Source organism: Nostoc sp. NZL, assembly GCF_015714705.1.
GTDB classification, from domain to species: Bacteria; Cyanobacteriota; Cyanobacteriia; order Cyanobacteriales; family Nostocaceae; genus Nostoc; species Nostoc foliaceum_A.
The window spans coordinates 35977-56140 of record NZ_WBKL01000216.1; the positions used below are offsets into that span (position 1 = coordinate 35977).

Annotated in this window: 11 protein-coding genes and 1 pseudogene; 9 read left to right on the top strand and 3 right to left on the bottom strand. The window is 40.6% G+C overall.

Features of this window, described 5'->3' with window-relative positions; translation table 11 throughout:
• Nucleotides 1-163: 163 nt before the first annotated feature.
• The gene (locus F8R90_RS32415; protein ID WP_196514156.1) at nucleotides 164-7558 is read right to left on the bottom strand and encodes a type I polyketide synthase; all 7395 of its coding nucleotides are present in this window, start codon (nucleotides 7556-7558) and stop codon (nucleotides 164-166) included.
• A 554-nt stretch (nucleotides 7559-8112) separates the two neighbouring features.
• Nucleotides 8113-8454 (bottom strand): hypothetical protein, encoded by a 342-nt coding sequence (locus F8R90_RS32420; protein WP_442946775.1) that lies wholly within the window; start codon nucleotides 8452-8454, stop codon nucleotides 8113-8115.
• 1013 nt (nucleotides 8455-9467) lie between these two features.
• Here F8R90_RS32420 and F8R90_RS32425 point away from each other — a divergent pair.
• From F8R90_RS32425 to F8R90_RS32465, 9 genes are all read left to right on the top strand, one after another.
• Nucleotides 9468-9791: a hypothetical protein gene (locus F8R90_RS32425; protein ID WP_190894170.1), complete on the top strand. Its 324-nt coding sequence runs from the start codon at nucleotides 9468-9470 to the stop codon at nucleotides 9789-9791.
• Nucleotides 9792-10157: 366 nt separating this feature from the next.
• A complete protein-coding gene (locus F8R90_RS32430; protein WP_196514157.1) occupies nucleotides 10158-11345 on the top strand; it encodes an ABC exporter membrane fusion protein in 1188 nt (395 codons plus the stop codon).
• A 190-nt stretch (nucleotides 11346-11535) separates the two neighbouring features.
• Nucleotides 11536-12708, top strand: coding sequence for an ABC transporter permease DevC (gene devC / locus F8R90_RS32435; protein WP_196514158.1), 1173 nt, complete (start codon nucleotides 11536-11538; stop codon nucleotides 12706-12708).
• Between the two features lie 22 nt (nucleotides 12709-12730).
• The gene (locus tag F8R90_RS32440) at nucleotides 12731-13420 is read left to right on the top strand and encodes a DevA family ABC transporter ATP-binding protein (RefSeq protein ID WP_230967245.1); all 690 of its coding nucleotides are present in this window, start codon (nucleotides 12731-12733) and stop codon (nucleotides 13418-13420) included.
• Between the two features lie 1258 nt (nucleotides 13421-14678).
• Nucleotides 14679-15419, top strand: a complete 741-nt coding sequence (locus tag F8R90_RS33980; RefSeq protein WP_442946776.1) for a WGxxGxxG-CTERM domain-containing protein — start codon at nucleotides 14679-14681, stop codon at nucleotides 15417-15419.
• A gap of 146 nt (nucleotides 15420-15565) precedes the next feature.
• Entirely contained in the window at nucleotides 15566-17338 is a 1773-nt protein-coding gene (locus F8R90_RS32450; protein WP_196514159.1) for an asparagine synthetase B family protein, read from the top strand.
• Between the two features lie 671 nt (nucleotides 17339-18009).
• Nucleotides 18010-18597: a retropepsin-like aspartic protease family protein gene (locus F8R90_RS32455; RefSeq protein WP_196514160.1), complete on the top strand. Its 588-nt coding sequence runs from the start codon at nucleotides 18010-18012 to the stop codon at nucleotides 18595-18597.
• A gap of 109 nt (nucleotides 18598-18706) precedes the next feature.
• Nucleotides 18707-19099, top strand: coding sequence for a carboxymuconolactone decarboxylase family protein (locus F8R90_RS32460; protein WP_196514161.1), 393 nt, complete (start codon nucleotides 18707-18709; stop codon nucleotides 19097-19099).
• 55 nt (nucleotides 19100-19154) lie between these two features.
• Entirely contained in the window at nucleotides 19155-19967 is an 813-nt protein-coding gene (locus F8R90_RS32465) for an alpha/beta fold hydrolase (protein WP_196514162.1), read from the top strand.
• 16 nt (nucleotides 19968-19983) lie between these two features.
• On the opposite strand, the pseudogene F8R90_RS32470 reads toward F8R90_RS32465, so the two are convergent.
• A pseudogene (locus F8R90_RS32470) lies at nucleotides 19984-20164 on the bottom strand (RNA-guided endonuclease TnpB family protein); the annotation flags it as partial.

Genomic DNA, 20164 nt, shown 5'->3' on the forward strand with positions numbered 1-20164 from the left:
CAAGCTGATATATACATTTTTCAGTTGCTGATTCTCTGACTTTTCACGGTATCTGGAAAATCTCTCTCTAAATCTCTCTCCTAAAAGGAGAGAGACTTTGAATTATTTTGCTGTGGGGTAGGAGGCTTTTCCACATGACATGAAAAGTCAGGCTAATTCCTACTTAAATTTCATCTAATTGCTTGGGTAAAATAGTTCCCTTGGCTCCAAGCATTCGGGTATATATCTTTCCTTGCGAATTATGGGCGATGACATCAACAACTAAACTCGATTCTGTCTTTGATTTTATTTCACAAGAAACGTAAAATGTTTCATCAAAAGGGACAGCTTCAAACTGTTCAAAAGTTTTGATTTCTGAAGGTAAACAAGCTACCTGATAAAAATGCTGTGCCCAAATCCAAAATGCATGAATCTGCACATCTGCAATGTAGGGATTAAATGTTTGGACTGGAAATTGTCCTTGTTGTTTTTCTCCAGGCTCTGGCAAATAGCATTCTATAGTTATCTTGTCCAGAGTAGTATTTAAGACGGATTTTACACCTTGAAAAGTAAATCCGTGAAACAAGCTAGCAGCCCCATTTTGATAAAGTGATGAAGTCGTAGCGGTGATTCTATGATCCTGGCTTAAGTTCAGAAATTCGTGTGTAGGGGAATTAGGAAGTTGCCGCTTCAGTTTCATCTGGCTACTAAAATGATAGCGGATTTTACCTTCTGGAGTTTTACTCCAAATTTTGGCATCAAAATCTATTTCAGAGATATCATGTTTAGCAACTTCTTGCAATTCTAAAGTGTATTCAGTTGGCAAATTTTCATCAAAAATTAGTCCCTTCAAAACTTTATAATTTGTACAACTGAAGGCTTTGTAACCAGGATAGATTTGTTCGCAGGCGTTAGCAATCCATAATAGCCCACAAGTTGCTGGTAGAACTGGATTCCCAGCAATTACATGGTCTTGTAAAAAGGGATTAGCTGCTAATCTTAGTTGCCGCTGGATACGAAAATTTCTCAACTCGCTTGGTAACTTTTCTGGGATATACACCAGGGGGCTACCAATCACAACTTGCACAGTTTCTTGATTTGTACTAGCTAATTCGTTAACTAATATTTCAGTGCCAATCTCAATCGGAATAGTTTCGATATTTCGTTCAGCAAAAGCTTGTTTTAATTCAGGAGAGACCATACCACTGTCCCAAGGGCCCCAATTAATCGCTACTACATGGGAATGGGGATGGTTCCGTTTGACAAGGTGGGCTGATTTGTTGAGAATTTCATTAGCGATCGCATAATCCGACTGTCCCACATTTCCGTAGAAACCAACTACAGAAGAAAACAGGACTAAATAATTCAATTGACTCGGTGATACACACCGCAACAGGTTTTCTAAACCTTTAACTTTGGCTGTGTAAACTGTTTCAAAATCTTGGACTGATTTTTTCTCAATCCGCTTATCAGCCAGATTACCAGCCCCGTGAATAATTCCTGTTACCGGGCCAAAACGCTTCACCGCATTAGCAACTTGTTCCTTAAGTGCGATCGCATCAGTCACATCGACATTCAAATATTCAGCTTGTCCACCCGCCTGCTTGATAGCTTGTAAGGTTGTGGCAATTTCTCGACTAGATGAAATAGCGTTAAACTTTTTCTGCACCATTGCAGGTGTGGGTTTTTCGCCTTTGGCGAAGAAATCCTCCATAATCCGCTTTTTCAAATCTGCTTCACTCAAGTAACCTTCAGTCCACACGGGTTCTGGATCGGCGGCGGAACGACCTACCAAGATAAATTTGCTTTGATAACGTTGTGCTAATTTGATCACGCACTGAGCCGTTATCCCTTTGGCACCGCCACTTACGAGAAAAACCTGAGATTGGGGATTGGAGAGCGCAGACTGGGGAGTGGGAAGTAATCTCTCTAATTCATGTTCACACACTAGGGTTACTCGCCCTTGTGAACTATGTCCCACTTCAACAACTAATAGATTTGGATCGTGAAGTTCGGCGAGGATATGCTGTGCTGATGTTTCGGCATCTAAATCAGGGCTGAGGTCGATCGCTCGGCAAAATACAGATTCCCATTCCTGGTTCAAAGTTTTGGTGAGTCCAAATAATCCAGCGCCAATTGCACCAAAGTTAGTTTTTTGTCCGAGTCCGAATTCGCCATCCAGACGAGCCACAGTTACAAAACTACTACGTCCTTGAAGTGCTGCTTGATTGAGTGGTTCTTTGAGAGATTTGGCGATGAGAAAGACATGGCGAAGGATAGCCTTTTCTGATTCCAAATAGCGGACATTATTGCTGGTATCTTCGTGAGTGGAGGGATTCAGATGGATAAACGCAGCGATTGGGCCATAGTTAGTAGCGATCGCTCCTAACTGTTCTTGCAAATGCTCCTCGCTTAAATCTGCAAGCACTACGCGACTAATCCCTTCAGGTAAAGCAGATTGCTTAGGAATCACGGTTGAGGGAAAAGTTAAGACAACTGTTTTCCAGCCGCGCTTTAACAGAGTTTCAGCTAGTTTCGCTGTGGTGAGAGAACCATCATCGGTAAGCAAGGCGATATGCTTATCGGGTAAGTTGAAATCTAAAAAATCAGGTTCAGGAAGATATTTGAGTCTGACAGGAGAGCGAAGAATTGAAGATTGGGGATTAAGTATTGAGTCTCCCCTGCTCCCTGCTCCCTGCTCCCCTGCTTCTTCCCCATTCCCTTGTCCCTTTTCTATATATGCAACAATTTGTCCGAGGGTACGTAGTTGAGCTAATGCTTCTGGATTTGGTTTGGGCAAATCAGGGTATAGTTCTAGCAACGCTCCTAGAATTTCCACAAGTTTGACACCATCAATTCCCAAATCTGTCTCAATATCCATTGACAAATCTAACATCGTCGTTGAGTAGCCTGTCTTTTCACTAACGACGTTGAGCACAATGTTAGTAAGCTCTGGAGATGAGGGGGATGAAGGGGATGAGGGGGATGAAGGGGATATTACTGTTACTCCCCCATCTCCCTGATCTTTATCTTTGTTCGCGGGTTCATTGGCGTGACCCGCCGGAGCAGGAGCATTAACAAAGCCCGCCGCAGGAATCGCTGCTGAGATTTCTGATGCAATTTTCCCCATATACTCAGCTATTTGACCGAGGGTGCGTAGCTGTCCCACTTCTTCTGGATTTGGCTTGGGCAAATCAGGGTATAGTTCTAGCAACGCTCCTAGAATTTCTACACGTTTGATAGAATCAATCCCCAAATCTGCCTCGATATCCATCGTCAGCTCTAACATCTCCGTTGGATAACCTGTTTTATCACTAACAACGTTAATTAGAGTTTGGCTCAGGGCTGCTTGATCAATGATTACTGGCGCGGGTACGGGTGCTAATGGTGGTGCCGATACAATCGCTACAGTTGCAGTATTATTCTCCTTTGGTGGAGTAATATCTAGAACTGCTGTTTTTTGATGATGTACACCATTTCCATTACCATTTGTGCCATTACCATTAGTTGAAACTGGCTCAGGCTTAGTGGCAGATCCGTTACTCGGTAAAGCAACCGGTGCAGTCTCCAGAACAGGGTTATCCCCTTGAGGTGGTGCAGCTACTGGACTAGGTTGATAGCTGACTGGTGGTATCAGATTCTGTGGAGTGGTATTGCTAGAAGGCGATAGTTGATAATGTCGCTGGAGTAATTGGAAAAAGTTGTTAGTGTATTCTTGCTGATGGTTCAGATATTGCTCATGGATGCGGAGGCTGTCAGTTTGATGTTCGTGAAACCGCATGATGCTGCGTTCTGAACTGGAAACTACGAGCTGCTGTGTTTGTGTTTGTGGCTCGCTGAATTTACCATTTCCCCACAACGCATGTTGTTGCTGCATGAGTTGGAAGAAAGTTTTGGTATATTCTGTCTGATGGTTCAAAGATTGTTCATGAACCTGCAAGATATCATGTTGATGGCGATTGAATTCTATTAGAGTGCACTCTAAGTTGTCTATAGCTCTTAGGTAACTCAGAGGAAGTTCTGGACTAGGTTGCAAAGACTTGATATCTAGTTGATCTGATTGTCCGTTCTGCACAGATTTTACTCCACCATTAACTGCTACCTTCTCTGCTGGATAAGAGGGGTTAGCTTTATTGCCGTTCGCAACGGGAGATTGACCGTTAACTGCTACCTTCTCTGTTGAATGAGAGAAGTTAGGTTTATTACCATTTCCAACAAGAGATTGACCGTTAACTGCTACTTTCTCTACTGAATGAGATGGGTTAGCTTTATTACCATTCCCAACGAGAGATTGACCGTTAACTGCTACCTTCTCTGTTGAATGAGAGAAGTTAGGTTTATTGCCGTTCGCAATGGGAGATTGACCGTTAACTGCTACTTTCTCTACTGAATGAGATGGGTTAGCTTTATTACCATTCCCAACGAGAGATTGACCGTTAACTGCTACCTTCTCTGTTGAATGAGAGAAGTTAGGTTTATTGCCGTTCGCAATGGGAGATTGACCGTTAACTGCTACTTTCTCTACTGAATGAGATGGGTTAAGTTTATTACCGTTCGCAGCAGTGGATTTGACTTGATGTCCATTTTGCATAGCCTTTTCAAAGGACTGCTTGGTTTTTTCTGATATATAGTTGGTGCTATTTAAGCGGACATTCAAGAGTTTATTTGGAGAAGCTTCTGGGATTTTGTACTCCAGTTGATAGGGGTCTAAATTTTGCAAAGGTAATCCAGCAACGCGCAACTGGATAACAGCTTGCCGCAAAGTGCGATCGCTATCCTTGAGATGGCTAGTATTTAAAGCTACAGCTAAATGGGGGCGATCGCTAAGAATATCTTTTACCAAATTGGTGAGAACGCTTCGCGGGCCAAATTCAATGAAGCAGTAACCACCTTCAGCATAAATATTTTCAATTTCCTGCTTAAACAGCACCTGATTTTTCAGGTGTTCTTTGAGGACTTTTTGAATAACTTCCGGTTCATTTGGGTAACGCTTTCCGGTCACATTGGTGTAAACCGGGATTTGTGGCTCATTGAAAGTGACTTTCTCAATTGCTCTAGCAAAAGGTTGTTGGGCATAATCCACTAGTGGAGTGTGAAAGGCTGCGGAAACTCCCAGCAAGATGGTAGAAAATCCTTGAGTTTTCAGAGCCTCTTCTACAGTGGCAATTTCAGCTTTCGTCCCTGCTAGCACCATCTGATGTGGAGAATTCAAGTTAGCAATGGTGACTTGCGGGAAATTCTGAATTAGTTCTGTGACCTGATTGACATCTCCTTTCACCGCCAGCATTGCTCCAACATCCAACTGGGGATCTTCTGGTGCAGCCATAGCTTGACCCCTAGCTTTGACCAAGAAAAAGTAATCTTTCTCACTCAAAACCCCAGCAGCCCAAAGTGCGGTAAGTTCTCCAAAGCTATGTCCGGCGACAAAATCTGGCTTGAACCCAGTTTGTTGCAATATCTTGTACAGACCAGTGCTAAAAGCCCCAATTGCCGGCTGTGCATATTCTGTTTGCTGCAACACTTTCATCTGGGCAGTCTTTAGATCCAAATCAAACACAGGGTTAGGGAAAACAACCTCCGAAAGAGGCTGCAAACCGTCTTGGCGTAAAAGGCTGTCAATTTCAGCATAAGTCTGACCCAAGGAAGGGAAGTTAATTACGAGTTCCCGACCCATCTCTAAATATTGCGAACCTTGCCCAGAAAATAGGGCAACTACCTTCCCCTCTGTTGCTATGCCAGTTTTGCGGTAGTAAATTCCTTGGGGATGCTCCCAGGATTCTGCTTGCAGCTTGTTTCTCAGCAACTCAATACTTGTTTGCAACAAGTCGCAAGCTTGAGTGAGTGAATCAGCAACAAACCCAAGTCTGGCATTTGCGATCGGAATTTCTAAAGATTGAGAAGCCGAAATTAATTCTGTATAAAGCTGCTCTCCCGTATCGGATTGCAATTGCTGTCCAATTTCTTGAGCACGCGACAACAATTCTTCAGGCGTTGACGCAAATAGCAACACCGGCTGGGAAGGTTTGTGTAAACGATAAGGTTGCTGATGTTGACTTGTGTATTCTTCCAAAACAACGTGATAATTTGTGCCGCCAAAACCAAAAGAACTTACCCCTGCACGTCTTGGCTGGTCATCGCCGCTAATCCAAGGTCTGGTTTGGGTATTTAAATAAAATGGCGAACTATCAATATCTAATTTAGGATGCGGTTTGGTGACGTTAATCGTGGCTGGTAATACTTTGTGGTGCAAAGCCAAAGCCGTTTTAATTAAACTCGCTGCACCCGCAGCAGCTTTTGTATGTCCAATCTGTGATTTGACAGTTCCAAGGGCAATATGTTGTTTTTTGGGATTGTTTTCGCCAAAAACTTCTTTTATAGATGAGAATTCGGCTGGATCTCCAGCCATAGTGCCTGTGCCGTGTGCTTCAATCAAACCAACACTCGTAGGCGAAAATCCGGCATCTTCGTAAGCACGATGTAAGGCTCTGACTTGACCTTCTGGACGTGGAGCATAGATGCTTTTATAGCGTCCATCGCTAGAAGTACCAATGCCTTTGATGACTGCATAGATTCGGTCATTATCTCGCTGGGCATCCTCAAGGCGCTTCAGGACTAACATTCCCACACCTTCACCCAGCATCATGCCATCAGATTCGGCATCGAAAGGTTTGACATTCTCACCTTGGGAAACAGCAGGAGTTTTGCTGAAACACATGTAGGCCATAATTGAGTTGTCGGTGTCAACTCCGCCAGTGATCATCATATCGGCTCGATGCTCAATTAGCTCACTAATTGCCATTTTGAGGGCACCTAATGAACTCGCACAGGCGGCATCTACGACACAGTTAGTCCCGCCCAAATCCAGGCGGTTGGCAATTCTTCCTGTAACTACATTTGCCAGCATACCGGGGAAGGCGTTCTCATCCCACTGCACATATGCACTCTTGATTTTCTCGATGATTTTTTGTGTATCCTCATCGGATAAGCCACTGCCTTTAAGGACTTTTTCCCAAACCGGGTACTGCATTCTTGCAGTCAATGGAACCGCCAATTGCCTACCTAGTGCCACACCTAAGATTACACCAGTGCGATCGCGGCTAAACTGTCGAGATTCGCTGTAACCTGCATCTTCCATTGCTGCTTTCGCAACAATCAAACCTAGCAATTGTGAAATGTCTGTGACTTCTAAGCTGTTGGGTGGCAGCCCAAATTCCATCGGATTGAAATTAACATCCGGGATAAATCCGCCTCTTTTACAGTAGGTTTTATCAGGTGTTCTGGGGTTAGGATCGTAATAATCCTCTACATTCCAACGCGAAGGGGGAATATCAGTAATACAATCAACTTTGTGAATAATTTTTTCCCAATATTCTTGTAAATTTTGCGATTGGGGAAATATAGAAGCCATCCCGATAATGGCAATATCGGTTTTTTGCTGAGGTCTATTTATTTCGCTGGTTAGTGGTGCATTCTCAACCATAACTTTTTTAACCTGTATGAGCTTGAGTAGAGCCTGTTCACAGTTGCTCACTTCTTCTTGCAACTGTGCTAAAACAGCTTCAATTCTAGAAGCAGTCATGACTTTTTCTTTACTATTAGATTCTGGAAATGTAGAGATGATGATAAATTTCTTATCTCTACAAATAGGGTTAACCCAATTAGTTTTTAATTAAAAACTAAGGGCTATTGATGCTAAGTGATATGCTTTTACTTGAAAAACAAGGAGCCATAAACAAGACTTCAAGTGATTGTAGAGAGGATAATTTGAAGTCTAAATACAGAATTCAGACTTTTTTAATGGAGTATTTCACGCATCTAAATTAATCGCTCTAAATTAGAGATTAGCTTCAACCTTGCAACATAAATTGTTGAGCGAGTAATAACTTGGATCGTTTTATTCAGAAAACTTATCCTACTCCGTGTTATTTTATCAACTTGTTGCTTTACTTAATATTAGACTGGTTAATTCTCCATTACAATTGATATGCAACTTACATACAACGAGATAAGTGTTGCTAAATGAAATCTTGTTGATCATAACTTTTTAGGCAGTTGCAAATTAAGGATAGTAGATTTTTGGTTGCACATTTGCGGAATATAATTAGGTAGGTGAATCAGAATCTACATATAAACTTATACAGAATCCTCTTCTGAATTAGGATTGTTATCTCCTTTATTCGTTATTACCTGATGTTGAGCAGCATCTAATAGCTTTTGCTCAAGTCTACTAATACTAATCCCAAGCTCAGAAGCTTTTTTGATTTTCCACTCTTCTAGCTCACAATCATGTTGATTGAGCCATTCACGCACCGCAACGCGGGCCATCTCAGCTTTGCGAAGAGTCTGGCGAGCTGAATGAAAAATCAGTCGCTGGTTATCAAAGCTTGGCAATGAGAGCATGAATCGCTGTAGTTTCATTTTATCTGGGGTCTTTGGGGTGCGATCGCTGTCACTCACATAACTATTAAAACTCATTTCAATTAGTATGTCATATAGCAAAAACACATTGCTAAAATTGCATACAAATTGCATATATGTTTGTTTGATTACTTATTACTCATTCGATAAAGTAATAAAAAAATGATTTTTAGCTAATGATGAGTTGTCCTGCTAGCCTCAACTCCGGCCTCCATATATCAATACCCGGATGAGAAAATAAGTTGTCTCTTGATAAACCCTGTAGAGACACGCTATCCAAGTGGCAAGAAGTTAAATTTTCCTTGATGATAGCGATTTAGACTAGGTGGGTTATCAGTATTTCTGCCAATATCATTGAGTTAAAAAGAATTGTCGCTTGCAGAGCAACTTGCATAGGCAGGGAATGCACTGGCGTTAGAGGTTCAGCGAATTGTTACTTAACCAATTTAAATTTGGGATATAAGTACGTATAATAAAATATTAAGTTCTGAGACGTTGATTTTGCTAGCTAGCTTTTACATCTATCGCTAAGTTGATTTATTTTAAAAAAGAATATGTATTAATCAATCAGTTATTTTGTTTAATTTTTATTCCAAAAGAAGGAATTCTGTTGGCAATGTAACAATAACCACTAGCAACTATATCTTAAGAATGAAAGATTCTGGCAAACAACAGACCCATCACCAAGCAAATACTTATTTTGAACTGCTGAGAAACAGCGAGGACATAACACTGTTAAACAAGGATAGACAATTGAAACTATTGCCCATATTTTATATCGAGTATTTTGCTAGTTGTTTATCATCAAAATTGTTGCATATGGGTTGCAATTGAGTATCACTCAGTCTATCGTAAATGATTAAATAATGTAATTTAATACTGTTTGTTTAAGAAGGCGGAGAGATACATCAATAGGGAGAATATAAATATTAAATTCACCTGATTAACTGGTCACTCCATAGATTCATAAACGCACAGTATGACAATGCGATTTAATGCGATGACCCGTATTGTATGAAGCGTTCTGCATAATTGACTGTCACGAAAATATAAGATAAGGGCTTGCTGGCATGAGACTATCTGAGCTAGATCCACTCATCCCGCTAATTGAGTTAAGAGAAGAACTCCTGAAGTTACCAAAAGGCTACTCGTTTTATGAAGAGGAACTGGTAGATTTCTTATCCCGACGAAGATGGCCTGAAAGTAATCGCCGCATTGATCGGACAACTTTCTGGCGGTGGAGGAACGATAACGGAATTGAGCATCAAAAAGTATTTAGTCGATTGGATATTTTGAAACTCTGTCAGATTTGCGATCACTATCGCATAGATGGAACTCGTAGCGAATACTTGGCGATCGTTAAAAGTAAAAGAGAGGTAGTGCTAAACAAATAAAGCTTCCTCTGCCTAGATGCATAAAGTACCAAATGGATTTACCAAAAGTTGATTCTACTAACAGATTGATGGAACATCAATGCGATTGAATCTGGCTTCGGGAGATCCCCCTAACCCCCCTTTTTAAGGGGGGCAAAAACCTCTTAAAGTCCCCCTATTTTTAAGGGGGATTTAGGAGGATCTACAACGATTTTGGTTTTGTACAGGGATGTGTATAAACCATAGCTTCAAAAGAGGGGCTTAATTCCCTCATTTGAATTAGAGTGTTCATCCAAACATGATATAAGGTCTATTTTCATCTCTGCTGTTTCTGAATAATTCGGAAGCGCCTTGTCTTTAGACATCGCTAAATTGGAAGAGATAATTATGGTACAAAAACAAAAACAGTCATTCATAAAACCTGTAGGTTGGTGGACGGTTGTGTTAGCAACTACTATGACCGTAGCTACTGGTGCAGTCTCTTTATATACCTTTTCACGATTTCAGTCGGCCTCGAAAGTGGAGCCTATCCCAAGTAGTCCTCCTAAAATTACTGCTATTGCAGCCTTAGGACGTTTAGAACCTCAAGGAGAGGTTATTCGTCTGTCGGCCCCAGAGTCGCAAGGGGGTGTAAGAGTCACAAAACTCATGGTAAAAAAAGGAGACAAGGTGCGACAGGGGCAAGTAGTTGCAATTCTTGACAGTTACTTTCCTCGTCTTGCAGCCTTAGAAAAAGCCCAACAACAAGTCCTAGTTGCCCAAGCTAGTCTTAACCAAGTAAAAGCTGGCGCAAAAGCCGGAGATATCTCTGCACAAAAAGCAACCATTGCTCGTTTGGAAGCTGAGTTGCGTGGGGAAACTTCTGCTCAACAAGCAACGATCGCTCGCTTAGAGGCTGAGTGGCGTAATGCTGAAAGCGAAAATCAGCGATATCAGCAGTTATACAAAGACGGTGCGATTTCAGCCTCTGATTCAGATACTAGGCGTTTGCGAGTAGATACGGTTCAACAGCAACTCAATGAAGCTAAAGCTTCTCTCAACCGCACTATGGAAACTCTTCAAAAGCAGTTAACAGAGGCCAAAGCCAGACTAAAGAGTATTGCTGAGATTCGTCCTACCGATATAGCAGCAGCACAAGCTGATGTCGAAAGTGCAGTAGCCTCAGTTAACCAGGCTAAGGCAGAGTTGGATTTAAGTGTTGTGCGATCGCCTATAACCGGGCAAATCATGAAAATTAATGCTTGGCCTGGAGAAATTATCGGCACTACGGGAATAGCTGATTTAGGTCGCACACAACAGATGTATGTGGTAGCAGAAGTCTATGAAACTGATATTAAAAAAGTGCGTATAGGTCAGTCAGCCATTATTACTAGTGATGCTTTACCAGGAAAATTACGAGGAAAAGTTGCAGATATTGGTTTGCAAGTTGGCAAACAAAATATCTTTAATAACAATCTTCAAGCAGACACAGATAATAAAATAGTTGATGTAAAAATTCGTATTGATAACCTGGAAGATAACCAGCGAGTGGCTGGTTTTACTGATTTACAAGTGGAGGTTATTATTAATATTTGAGAATTTTAAAGATAGCTTTGTTAACTCACTAAAAATTCTTTTGCTACTTAATAATATTTATTAGCTGGCTACCTTTTTCTTGTCTACCAAATGCTACGTGATCGCCAATTAGGAAGTACCTAAAAATTCTTGATTTCAACAAAGCATTCTTTCTTGATTGAATCTAATTTATATCATTGAGGTTTACTAAATGATTCTCAATATTCCCCTAGCTTGGCTACAACTAGTCCGGCAAAAAATTCGCTTTATTGTAGCTTTAGCAGGGATTGCTTTTGTTGCAGTTTTAATGTTTATGCAAATTGGTTTCCAAGCTGCCCTCTATGACAGTGCTACGCAATTGCATAAGAATCTAGATGGAGACTTATTTTTAATTAGTGCTCAATATAAATCTCTAACTTCAAATCAAAGCTTTTATCGTTCAAGTTTGTATCAAATATTAGGTTTTGATAGTGTAGAATCAGTTAGCCCTTTATATGTGCAATTCGCAAAATTTAAAAATCCTAATAACGGTCTGAAGTTCCCACTATATGTCCTAGGCTTTGACCCAGTTAAATCAATCTTTAAATTCCCTAATATCGAAGAAAAACTCAACTTAATTAGAATCCCTAACATCGTCTTGTTTGACCGCGATTCTCGACCAGAATTTGGAGCGATCGCTAAAGATTTTGAGCAAGGTAAAAACATAAAAGTTGAAATATTCAGCTACACTGGATTAGTTGGCTATAAAGTTAAAATTGGTGGTTTATTTACTTTAGGGCCTTCCTTTGGAGTTGATGGTAATTTAATCGTTAGTTCTTCAACTTTCCTTCGAATATTTCAAGATCGTCCAGTACAAAAAATAGATATAGGATTAATTAAGCTCAAACCTAATGCAAACCCCGAAAAAGTTTTGGCAGATTTATCAGCCAAGCTCCCCAAAGATGTAAAAGTAATTACCCGCAAAGACTTTATCGCTATGGAAAAAAGCTATTGGTCTCTCAGAACACCCATTGGGTTTGTATTTAATCTGATGGTGTTAATGGGGTTTGTTGTTGGTGTAATCGTTGTTTATCAAATTCTTTATAGTAATATTTCTAGTCATTTAACTGAATATGCAACATTAAAAGCAATGGGATTTAAAAATAAATACCTATTAAGTGTAGTTTTTCAACAAGCTTTAATCTTAGCATCCTTAGGTTATGTTCCGGGTTTAGCTATATCTATAGCCCTATATGATGTGTCAAAAAATGCTACTAAGTTACCAGTTATCATGAGCACCGATAAAGCAATTTTAGTATTAATCTCAGCAACATTAATGTGCTTAACTTCTGGTTTCTTATCTACGAATAAACTCCGAAATGTAGATCCAGCAGATATTTTTTAATTTGATAACATTTTATACCATCATGAAAACAAAATTTATTGTTAGCATAAATGACCTGAATCATTACTTCGGCGAAAAAAAAGTACGAAGTCAGATATTATTTGATATTAATTTTAATATCAGATTTGGAGAAATTGTGATTATGACTGGGCCATCAGGTTCAGGAAAAACAACTTTACTGACTTTAATTGGTGGGTTACGCTCTGTCCAAGAAGGAAGCCTTAAATTTTTAGGTCAAGAGCTTTCTGGAGCTACTAATGAGCAATTAGTTAAAGTCCGCCGCCATATTGGCTATATTTTTCAAGCTCATAACTTATTGGATTTCTTAACAGCTAGGCAGAATGTCCAAATGTCACTTGAACTGCATAAAAATATTCCCGAATTGGAAGCTCGCAGCAAAGCCGAAGCTATGCTCAATGCCGTTAATTTGGAGAATAGAGTTAATTATTACCCATCTGATCTCTCAGGTGGACAAAAACAACGGGTAGCCATTGCTCGTGCTTTAGTAAGTCATCCGAAATTAGTTTTAGCTGATGAACCTACAGCTGCTTTAGACAGTAAGACAGGCCGAGATGTTGTCACCCTGATGCAGAAACTAGCTAAAGATCAGAATTGTGCCATCTTAATGGTCACTCACGACAACAGAATTTTAGATATTGCAGATCGCATAATTCATATGGAAGATGGTTATCTGGTCAAAGAAGTTTCGTGATATACCAAATGGGTGAGAACTAAATGCTTGTATATTCTAAATATATCCTTGGGAATACCATTTTAGTTTAATACTGGTACAAATTATCAGTAAATAAGCAGAGGGGAAAGAATTTGTATCAGTCAGTAATTAAAATTAGATAACAAACTAACTGACAATAAACATATTCCTTAAGTCTAATGTCAAAACACACCTGGAGTATGAAGTTATAAGTTTTCAGGTGAAATAGGATTGTAGAGTATTCTTAATCTAGTTTCAACCGCTAGCAGCATCTGGCTGCTTAAAATTTCTAGTATATTTATATCTTACTAGCTAAAACCTAATGCCAATAAAGTAATTCGATTTCTTGAGACCAAAATACTGTTTAACTTAGCGATCGCTTCTACTTATCAAGTAGGTAGGTGTGAATAAATAAAAGGTTTATATTGTATCTATTTGGGTAAAAGCAAGCTATGCATCAAGTATCCTGGAGTTGGTTTTATCCCTTATTATGATTAGGTATTATAATTATATAGTTTATTACTGCCTCCTTAGTTAATACATCTAAATAAGTAAATCAAAAATTGTGGTTTTCATTATAGATGGATAAATATTAGGAAATTATATGGTTGAAGATATTGTTTTTTGTCTACAAGAAGCAGCTTTATACTTTATATCAAAAAAATACCGGACACATAAAGATCCTTCTGAATGTTTTGTGAACCCTCCCTGTGGATGTGCCAATCCTGGGCATACTTTACAGTGTGAAGATTGCACTTATCTTGAAGCCTGTTTGTCTGATTGCAAGCTCCAAAAAACTTCATTATCTTCACGTTCATAAAGTAAGTTTAATGCCAACTTAATTCCTGCGATAGAATTGGTTTTACTCCTATGGTAGAAGTCCAACAAAAAACTAGCTGCTATCCTGAGTAAGAATGACAAAATAATTCACAATAAGTAATTAAAAATCATAAATACAAGTGAATGTAATTTTTATTATAAATATTAATTATTATTCCTTGGATGTTGTGAACAAGCCGCTTTAATCCTGGGTTCCAATTATGAATTTGTAATTACTGATTATGAATTAGTTTGATTCTGATGAATAGAAAGTTGTTGTGGGAGCTTAAAATGCTTTCAATTTTTCTAAAACGAAACTAGTTAAAAGACTCCTCAATCTTTCTTGTCGAAATTTATCTGATTTAGCAGTGGATTGAGTAGGCAATATTGGTTTTGAAAATCAACCACAGAAATCTAAAACATAAAAGGAACCATAACTATGAAGCCTTTTGATTTATCTAAAGCTGTTTTGGCTACTGTCTTTGCCATCAGTTTCGCTTCTCTGTCCTTACCACCTTCTGTTTATGCCCAAAGCGGAGGCTCCGGCAGCGGAGGTTCCAGTGGTGGCAGTAGCTCAGGTACTGGAACCACAGGTACTGGCACTACAGGTACTGGAACCACAGGTACTGGCACTACAGGCACTGGCACTACAGGCACTGGAACCACAGGAATTGGAACTACAGGTACTGGCACTACAGGTACTGGCACTACAGGCACTGGCACTACAGGCACTGGAACCACAGGAATTGGAACTACAGGTACTGGCACTACAGGTACTGGAACCACAGGCATTGGAACCACAGGCACTGGAACCACAGGTACTGGCACTACAGGTACTGATCCCGCAGGTACTGATCCCGCAGGTATTGGAACCACAGGCACTGGAACCACAGGCACTGGCACTACAGGTATTGGAACTACAGGTGATCCCATAGGCACTGGAACTACAGGTGATCCCACAGGCACTGGAACTACAGGTACTGATCCTACAGGCGCTGGAACTACAGGTAATAACAGGAATACAGGAATCACAACTTACCAACAAACTAGCGATCGCGGTTTCGATTGGGGATGGCTAGGTTTACTTGGTCTAGGCGGTTTAGCAGGTCTGGCTCGTAATCGTCAAAAAGTCCGGGCTTATAGGGATCCTAATGAAGTGACAAGTTCTCGTTCACTCTAGGCAATCAGGTATTAGGCATTGGCAACTAGTCACATTTTATTAGTGAGCGTGGGCTTTGCTCAGTGTCCACGCTCATTTTGGACTTTTCTAAGGAGATAGGTTTGTGCAATGTCCTAAAATTACTGATTATGCGTTGAAAATTTCCCATGCTATTTGATGCATTTAAAAATCGTAAATCTCCTAAAATCGGATTCATCAAAACTGACCCAACCTGGCGCGTAGCTTGGGGAACAGTTGATGCAAATTATGAAGATATCGCTTGGCGAGATGAAAAAATTTCTGTAATTCTACCACGCACAGATTTTGGATTTATAACAGATAAATTAGCAATCAGTTCTGGAGAACGATTTGTTGTTGTTGGTGATGTTTGGTTAACTAACCAAGTGCAGTTGCTGCAAAAGTTAGGAATTGAACCGGATAACTTTAAAGGAAGTTCTCTGCAACTAATTGCCAATCTTTGGGAACGATGGGGTAATGAAAGTCTTAGCCAACTTGTGGGGATATTTGCGCTAGTGGTTTGGGATAGAGAAAAACAGGTGTTGCGGTTAGTCCGCGATCGCATCGGTGTTCGTACCCTCTATTACACTACCACTGGTTCGGTTCGTTGGATTGCGCCTCAACTGAGAACTTTATCACCCTATCGTTCATCCGATTTAGACTTGGTGGCGTTGCGAGATTATCTTTGTTGTGCCTTTGTTCCAGGAGAACGAACGCTTTGGGAACAGGTGCGGGAACTGCGACCCGGAACCGTTTTAGAATTTCCTGACTACAAAGTTAAAGCTTATTGGCAACTTCAAGAAAAGATTATAGCGATAGATCAACCCTTAGCATGGCATGGCGATCGCTTGCGAGAATTACTAGACCAAGTTGTTCAAGAATATTTACCACCAGCAAATCAACCCGTCGGCGTTTTTCTTTCTGGTGGTTTGGATTCTAGCGCTATCACTGCTTTAGCAGCAAAATTCCACAAAGCACCAGTTCACACTTTCTCGATTCATTTTGGTTCCGAATGTCCCAATGAGTTAGAATTTTCCAGTCTCGTCGCATCCCATTGTCAGACGCAGCACCACATTTTGGAAATTAGTTTTAAGGATATGTGGGAACGTCTACCGGAAACAATGGCCTATTTAGATGACCCCATTGGCGACCCACTGACTGTTCCCAACCTTTTGCTGGGACGACTGGCAAGAGAAAGCGTAGAAGTAGTTTTAAATGGTGAAGGTGGCGACCCCTGTTTTGGTGGGCCAAAAAATCAGCCAATGCTAATAAATAGTTTATATGGCTCTGTTACTAATCAAGATGCATTGCAAGCTTATTTAATTTCCTTCCAAAAGTGCGCTGTTGACTTACCGCAACTTTTAAAACCAGAGGTTTGGACAGCAGTACAAACAGTACCTTGGGTTTTTGAAGAAGATTTATATTCCCAAGCCAACTATCTCAATCGTTTGATGGCAATGAACATCAAATTTAAAGGCGCTGACCAAATTCTGACGAAAGTCAGTAACTTAACTCAAGCCGCCCTTTTGCACGGTCGTTCTCCTCTGTTTGACCAACGAGTAGTAGACTTAAGCATGGAAATCCCTCCAGAGTATAAGCTTTCTGGGGTGGAAGAAAAGGCAGTCTTAAAACAAGCGATTACCTACGGTACGTCTCCGACGAACGCAGATATTTTACCAGACGCAATTATTCATCGTCCCAAAAGTGGCATGATGGTGCCAGTACAGTTAGGATTTCGGAAATATTGGCAGCAAGAAGCCAAAGATTTATTGCTCAATCGAAATGCGGCTATCACTCCTTATTTGAACCAGTTGCCAATTCGCAATTGGTTAAACTATCAAGGAGATACTTGGAGTCGTTATGGTGTGAAGCTGTGGTTACTTGTGAGTTTAGAAATTTGGTTACAGGTGAATAAAAAATAATAGTACTGAAAGCAAGAAAATAATACACGCTGACTAGTTCAATAATGCAGAAGGCAAGATAGGTTTTAATTTTTTCAACTGGATAGTTATCGGTTTACTTGAGAGGATGTTTGAAAAGTTGTTTGTGATTTAAGGTAAGGCTTGTAGATCCTCCTAAATTCCTCGAAAAACTAGGGGACTTTGATTCCATTCCCCATTTTTTAGGGGAGTGAGGGGGGATCAATAAGTGTCTAAAAATACAAGCAACTACTCTTCAAACAACCTCTAAGTATTTTTATCATGTCTTTACCTAATCTTTAATTTATCAATCAGTAATCCTAGGTAAGATGTATTGAGTAAAACGCAATTTCATCTTATAGAGGCATATAAAAAAGTTCAATAACTAACTTGAAAATACAAAAATTGCGTGGATAGCCTAGACATAAGAGGATGTTTGAAAAGTGTTTAGCTTTAGGCTCAGTTTTATAACCAACAATAGGACTTTTACAATATCCTCTAAATATATAGAAAAAATTCTAACTTGATTACGCAAGCTGTTTAAAATCTAGCTGTAATATTAGGTTTAAAAAAGTGTTTTTTAACAAAAATTGCTTTTTATTACCAATTTATATAGCTACCATGAATAATCTAGTTTATTAAAAAATATCAGCCAAATTGGAGAGAAATCTAACATGAAGAATACTTGGAGGCATTGGATTGCGATCGTTAACCTAGCTGCGATATCTACGACGGGCTACGCCTACGCACTAATGCCAACGCTAGTATTTTTAGCATTCTCTCATCGGGCAATTGCTGACGATCCAGGAGCATGTTACATGGTAACCTCCTCTGGTAAAACTGTTGGATTGGAAAGGCTTTGTGGCAATATAACCGCACCTTCACCTTCAGATAGCAAAGTTTTTCGAGTCTCAATCAAACGCCGCTTTGGTGGAACTCCTGTAATTGATGTTACCTTCGATGACAAAAAAACCTTTGAAATGATTGTAGATACAGGTGCTAGTGGAACCGTTATCACTCAAGATATGGCGAATACACTTAAACTCCAGGCTACAGGTACAATGCAAGCTCAAATTGCCGATGGTAGCGAAGTAGAATTCCCCACCAGTAAGGTAAAATCTATTGCGGCAGGTGGAGTTACAGCCAATAATCTTCAGGTTGCGATCGCACCAAAAGCAAGCATCGGCTTACTGGGCCACGATTTCTTTGGCAGCTATGATATTAAGATTCTAGAGAAAGAGGTCGAATTTCATCACCGCTAATGTTCGCAGCTAAAAACGTAGTATCCTACATTTTGGTATCTAAAAATAAGTCCAAAATCATGAGGAGAAATCCCATAGGATTACTAGTTAGCGGAGTGATTGTCAACTCATGACTAAGCTGATTGAATACGAAGAAGCCAGCGACGAAGTACGTGCAGTATATGACGACATCCGCGCCACACGCCAGAATGACTATATCAATAACTTTTGGAAAGCTATAGCCAATCATCCCCCTACCTTGCAACGAACTTGGCAAGCAGTGAAGGAAGTGATGACCAGTCCTGGTGAGATTGATCCACTGATGCGCGAACTAATTTACATCGCCGTGAGTGCGACGAATGGCTGTGAGTACTGCATCGCCTCGCACACAGCAGGGGCGCGTGCCAAAGGTATGAATGATACCATGTTCGGGGAACTAATGGCGATCGCAGCCACTGCCAACATGACCAATCGCCTCGCCAACGGCTACCAAATTCAGGTGGACGAGAGATTTAAGACGTAGGAATGTAGGCTTGTCTATCCCTGCTTAAAAATAAGGTTTAGTAGAATTATTGACTATGCCAAAAGTTCAGATTAACGGGATTGATTTGTTCTACGACATTAAGGGAAAGGGTGAGCCTTTGCTATTAATAGCTGGCTTCCTTTGCGATCATGCCTATTGGTCGCTGCTTATGCCATCGCTGGTTTCGCAGTATCAAGTTATTCGCTTAGACAACCGAGGTATGGGGCGAAGTTCTGCTCCTGAGAGCCAGTATAGTCTCAAACAAATGGCTAGTGATGTTGCAGCACTGCTCGACCACATTGCGATCGATAAGGTGCATCTAGCAGGTCATTCAATGGGTGGTCAGATAGCCCAAGAGTTAGTGTTAGCACATCCTGAAAAGGTACAAAGTCTGATGCTACTTTCATCCTTGGCTAAGGGTGATAGATTGTTTAACAGCATCATTGAGACTTGGAGCGAACTCTGCGGTAATGTAGACCTGAAACTTTATGAAAAAGTCGTATTACCCTGGATATTTACAGATACGTTCTACTCGATTCCTGGGATGATCGAAGGACTGATCGAATTTGCAATCAGATATCCTTTCCCGCCTGCGACTCATTCACTCAATCATCATAGCCAAGCCATGCTTGACTTTGACACAACAGACCGCCTTCAACAAATTCATTGTCCTACCCTAGTTCTAGTCGGTAAACAAGACATTCTCACCCCGCTAAAGTTTTCCCAGCAACTTGCTCAAGGCATTCCCAACGCTGAACTTGTAGCCCTCAACGGTGGAGGTCATGGCTTCTTGATTGAGTCGCCGGATACTGTGGTTTCAGCCATGCTTAACTTCTTGGGGAAGTTGAAGCCAGCTTACATAAGTTGACACTCCCCCACCAAGCTTACGCTGTGGTGGGGGATTCTTGTTTCTTAGAAACACGCTTTTGAGCACAAGTGCCAACGAGTCTTACTGCTTCTCCACAAGCTTGAATTTCTGCGTGTCCCGCAGTATTTGTTGACAACCCTTCTCTACGAGAGGCTGCGCCAACGACTTCGCTCAGGGCAAGTATTCTAATCCCCTCT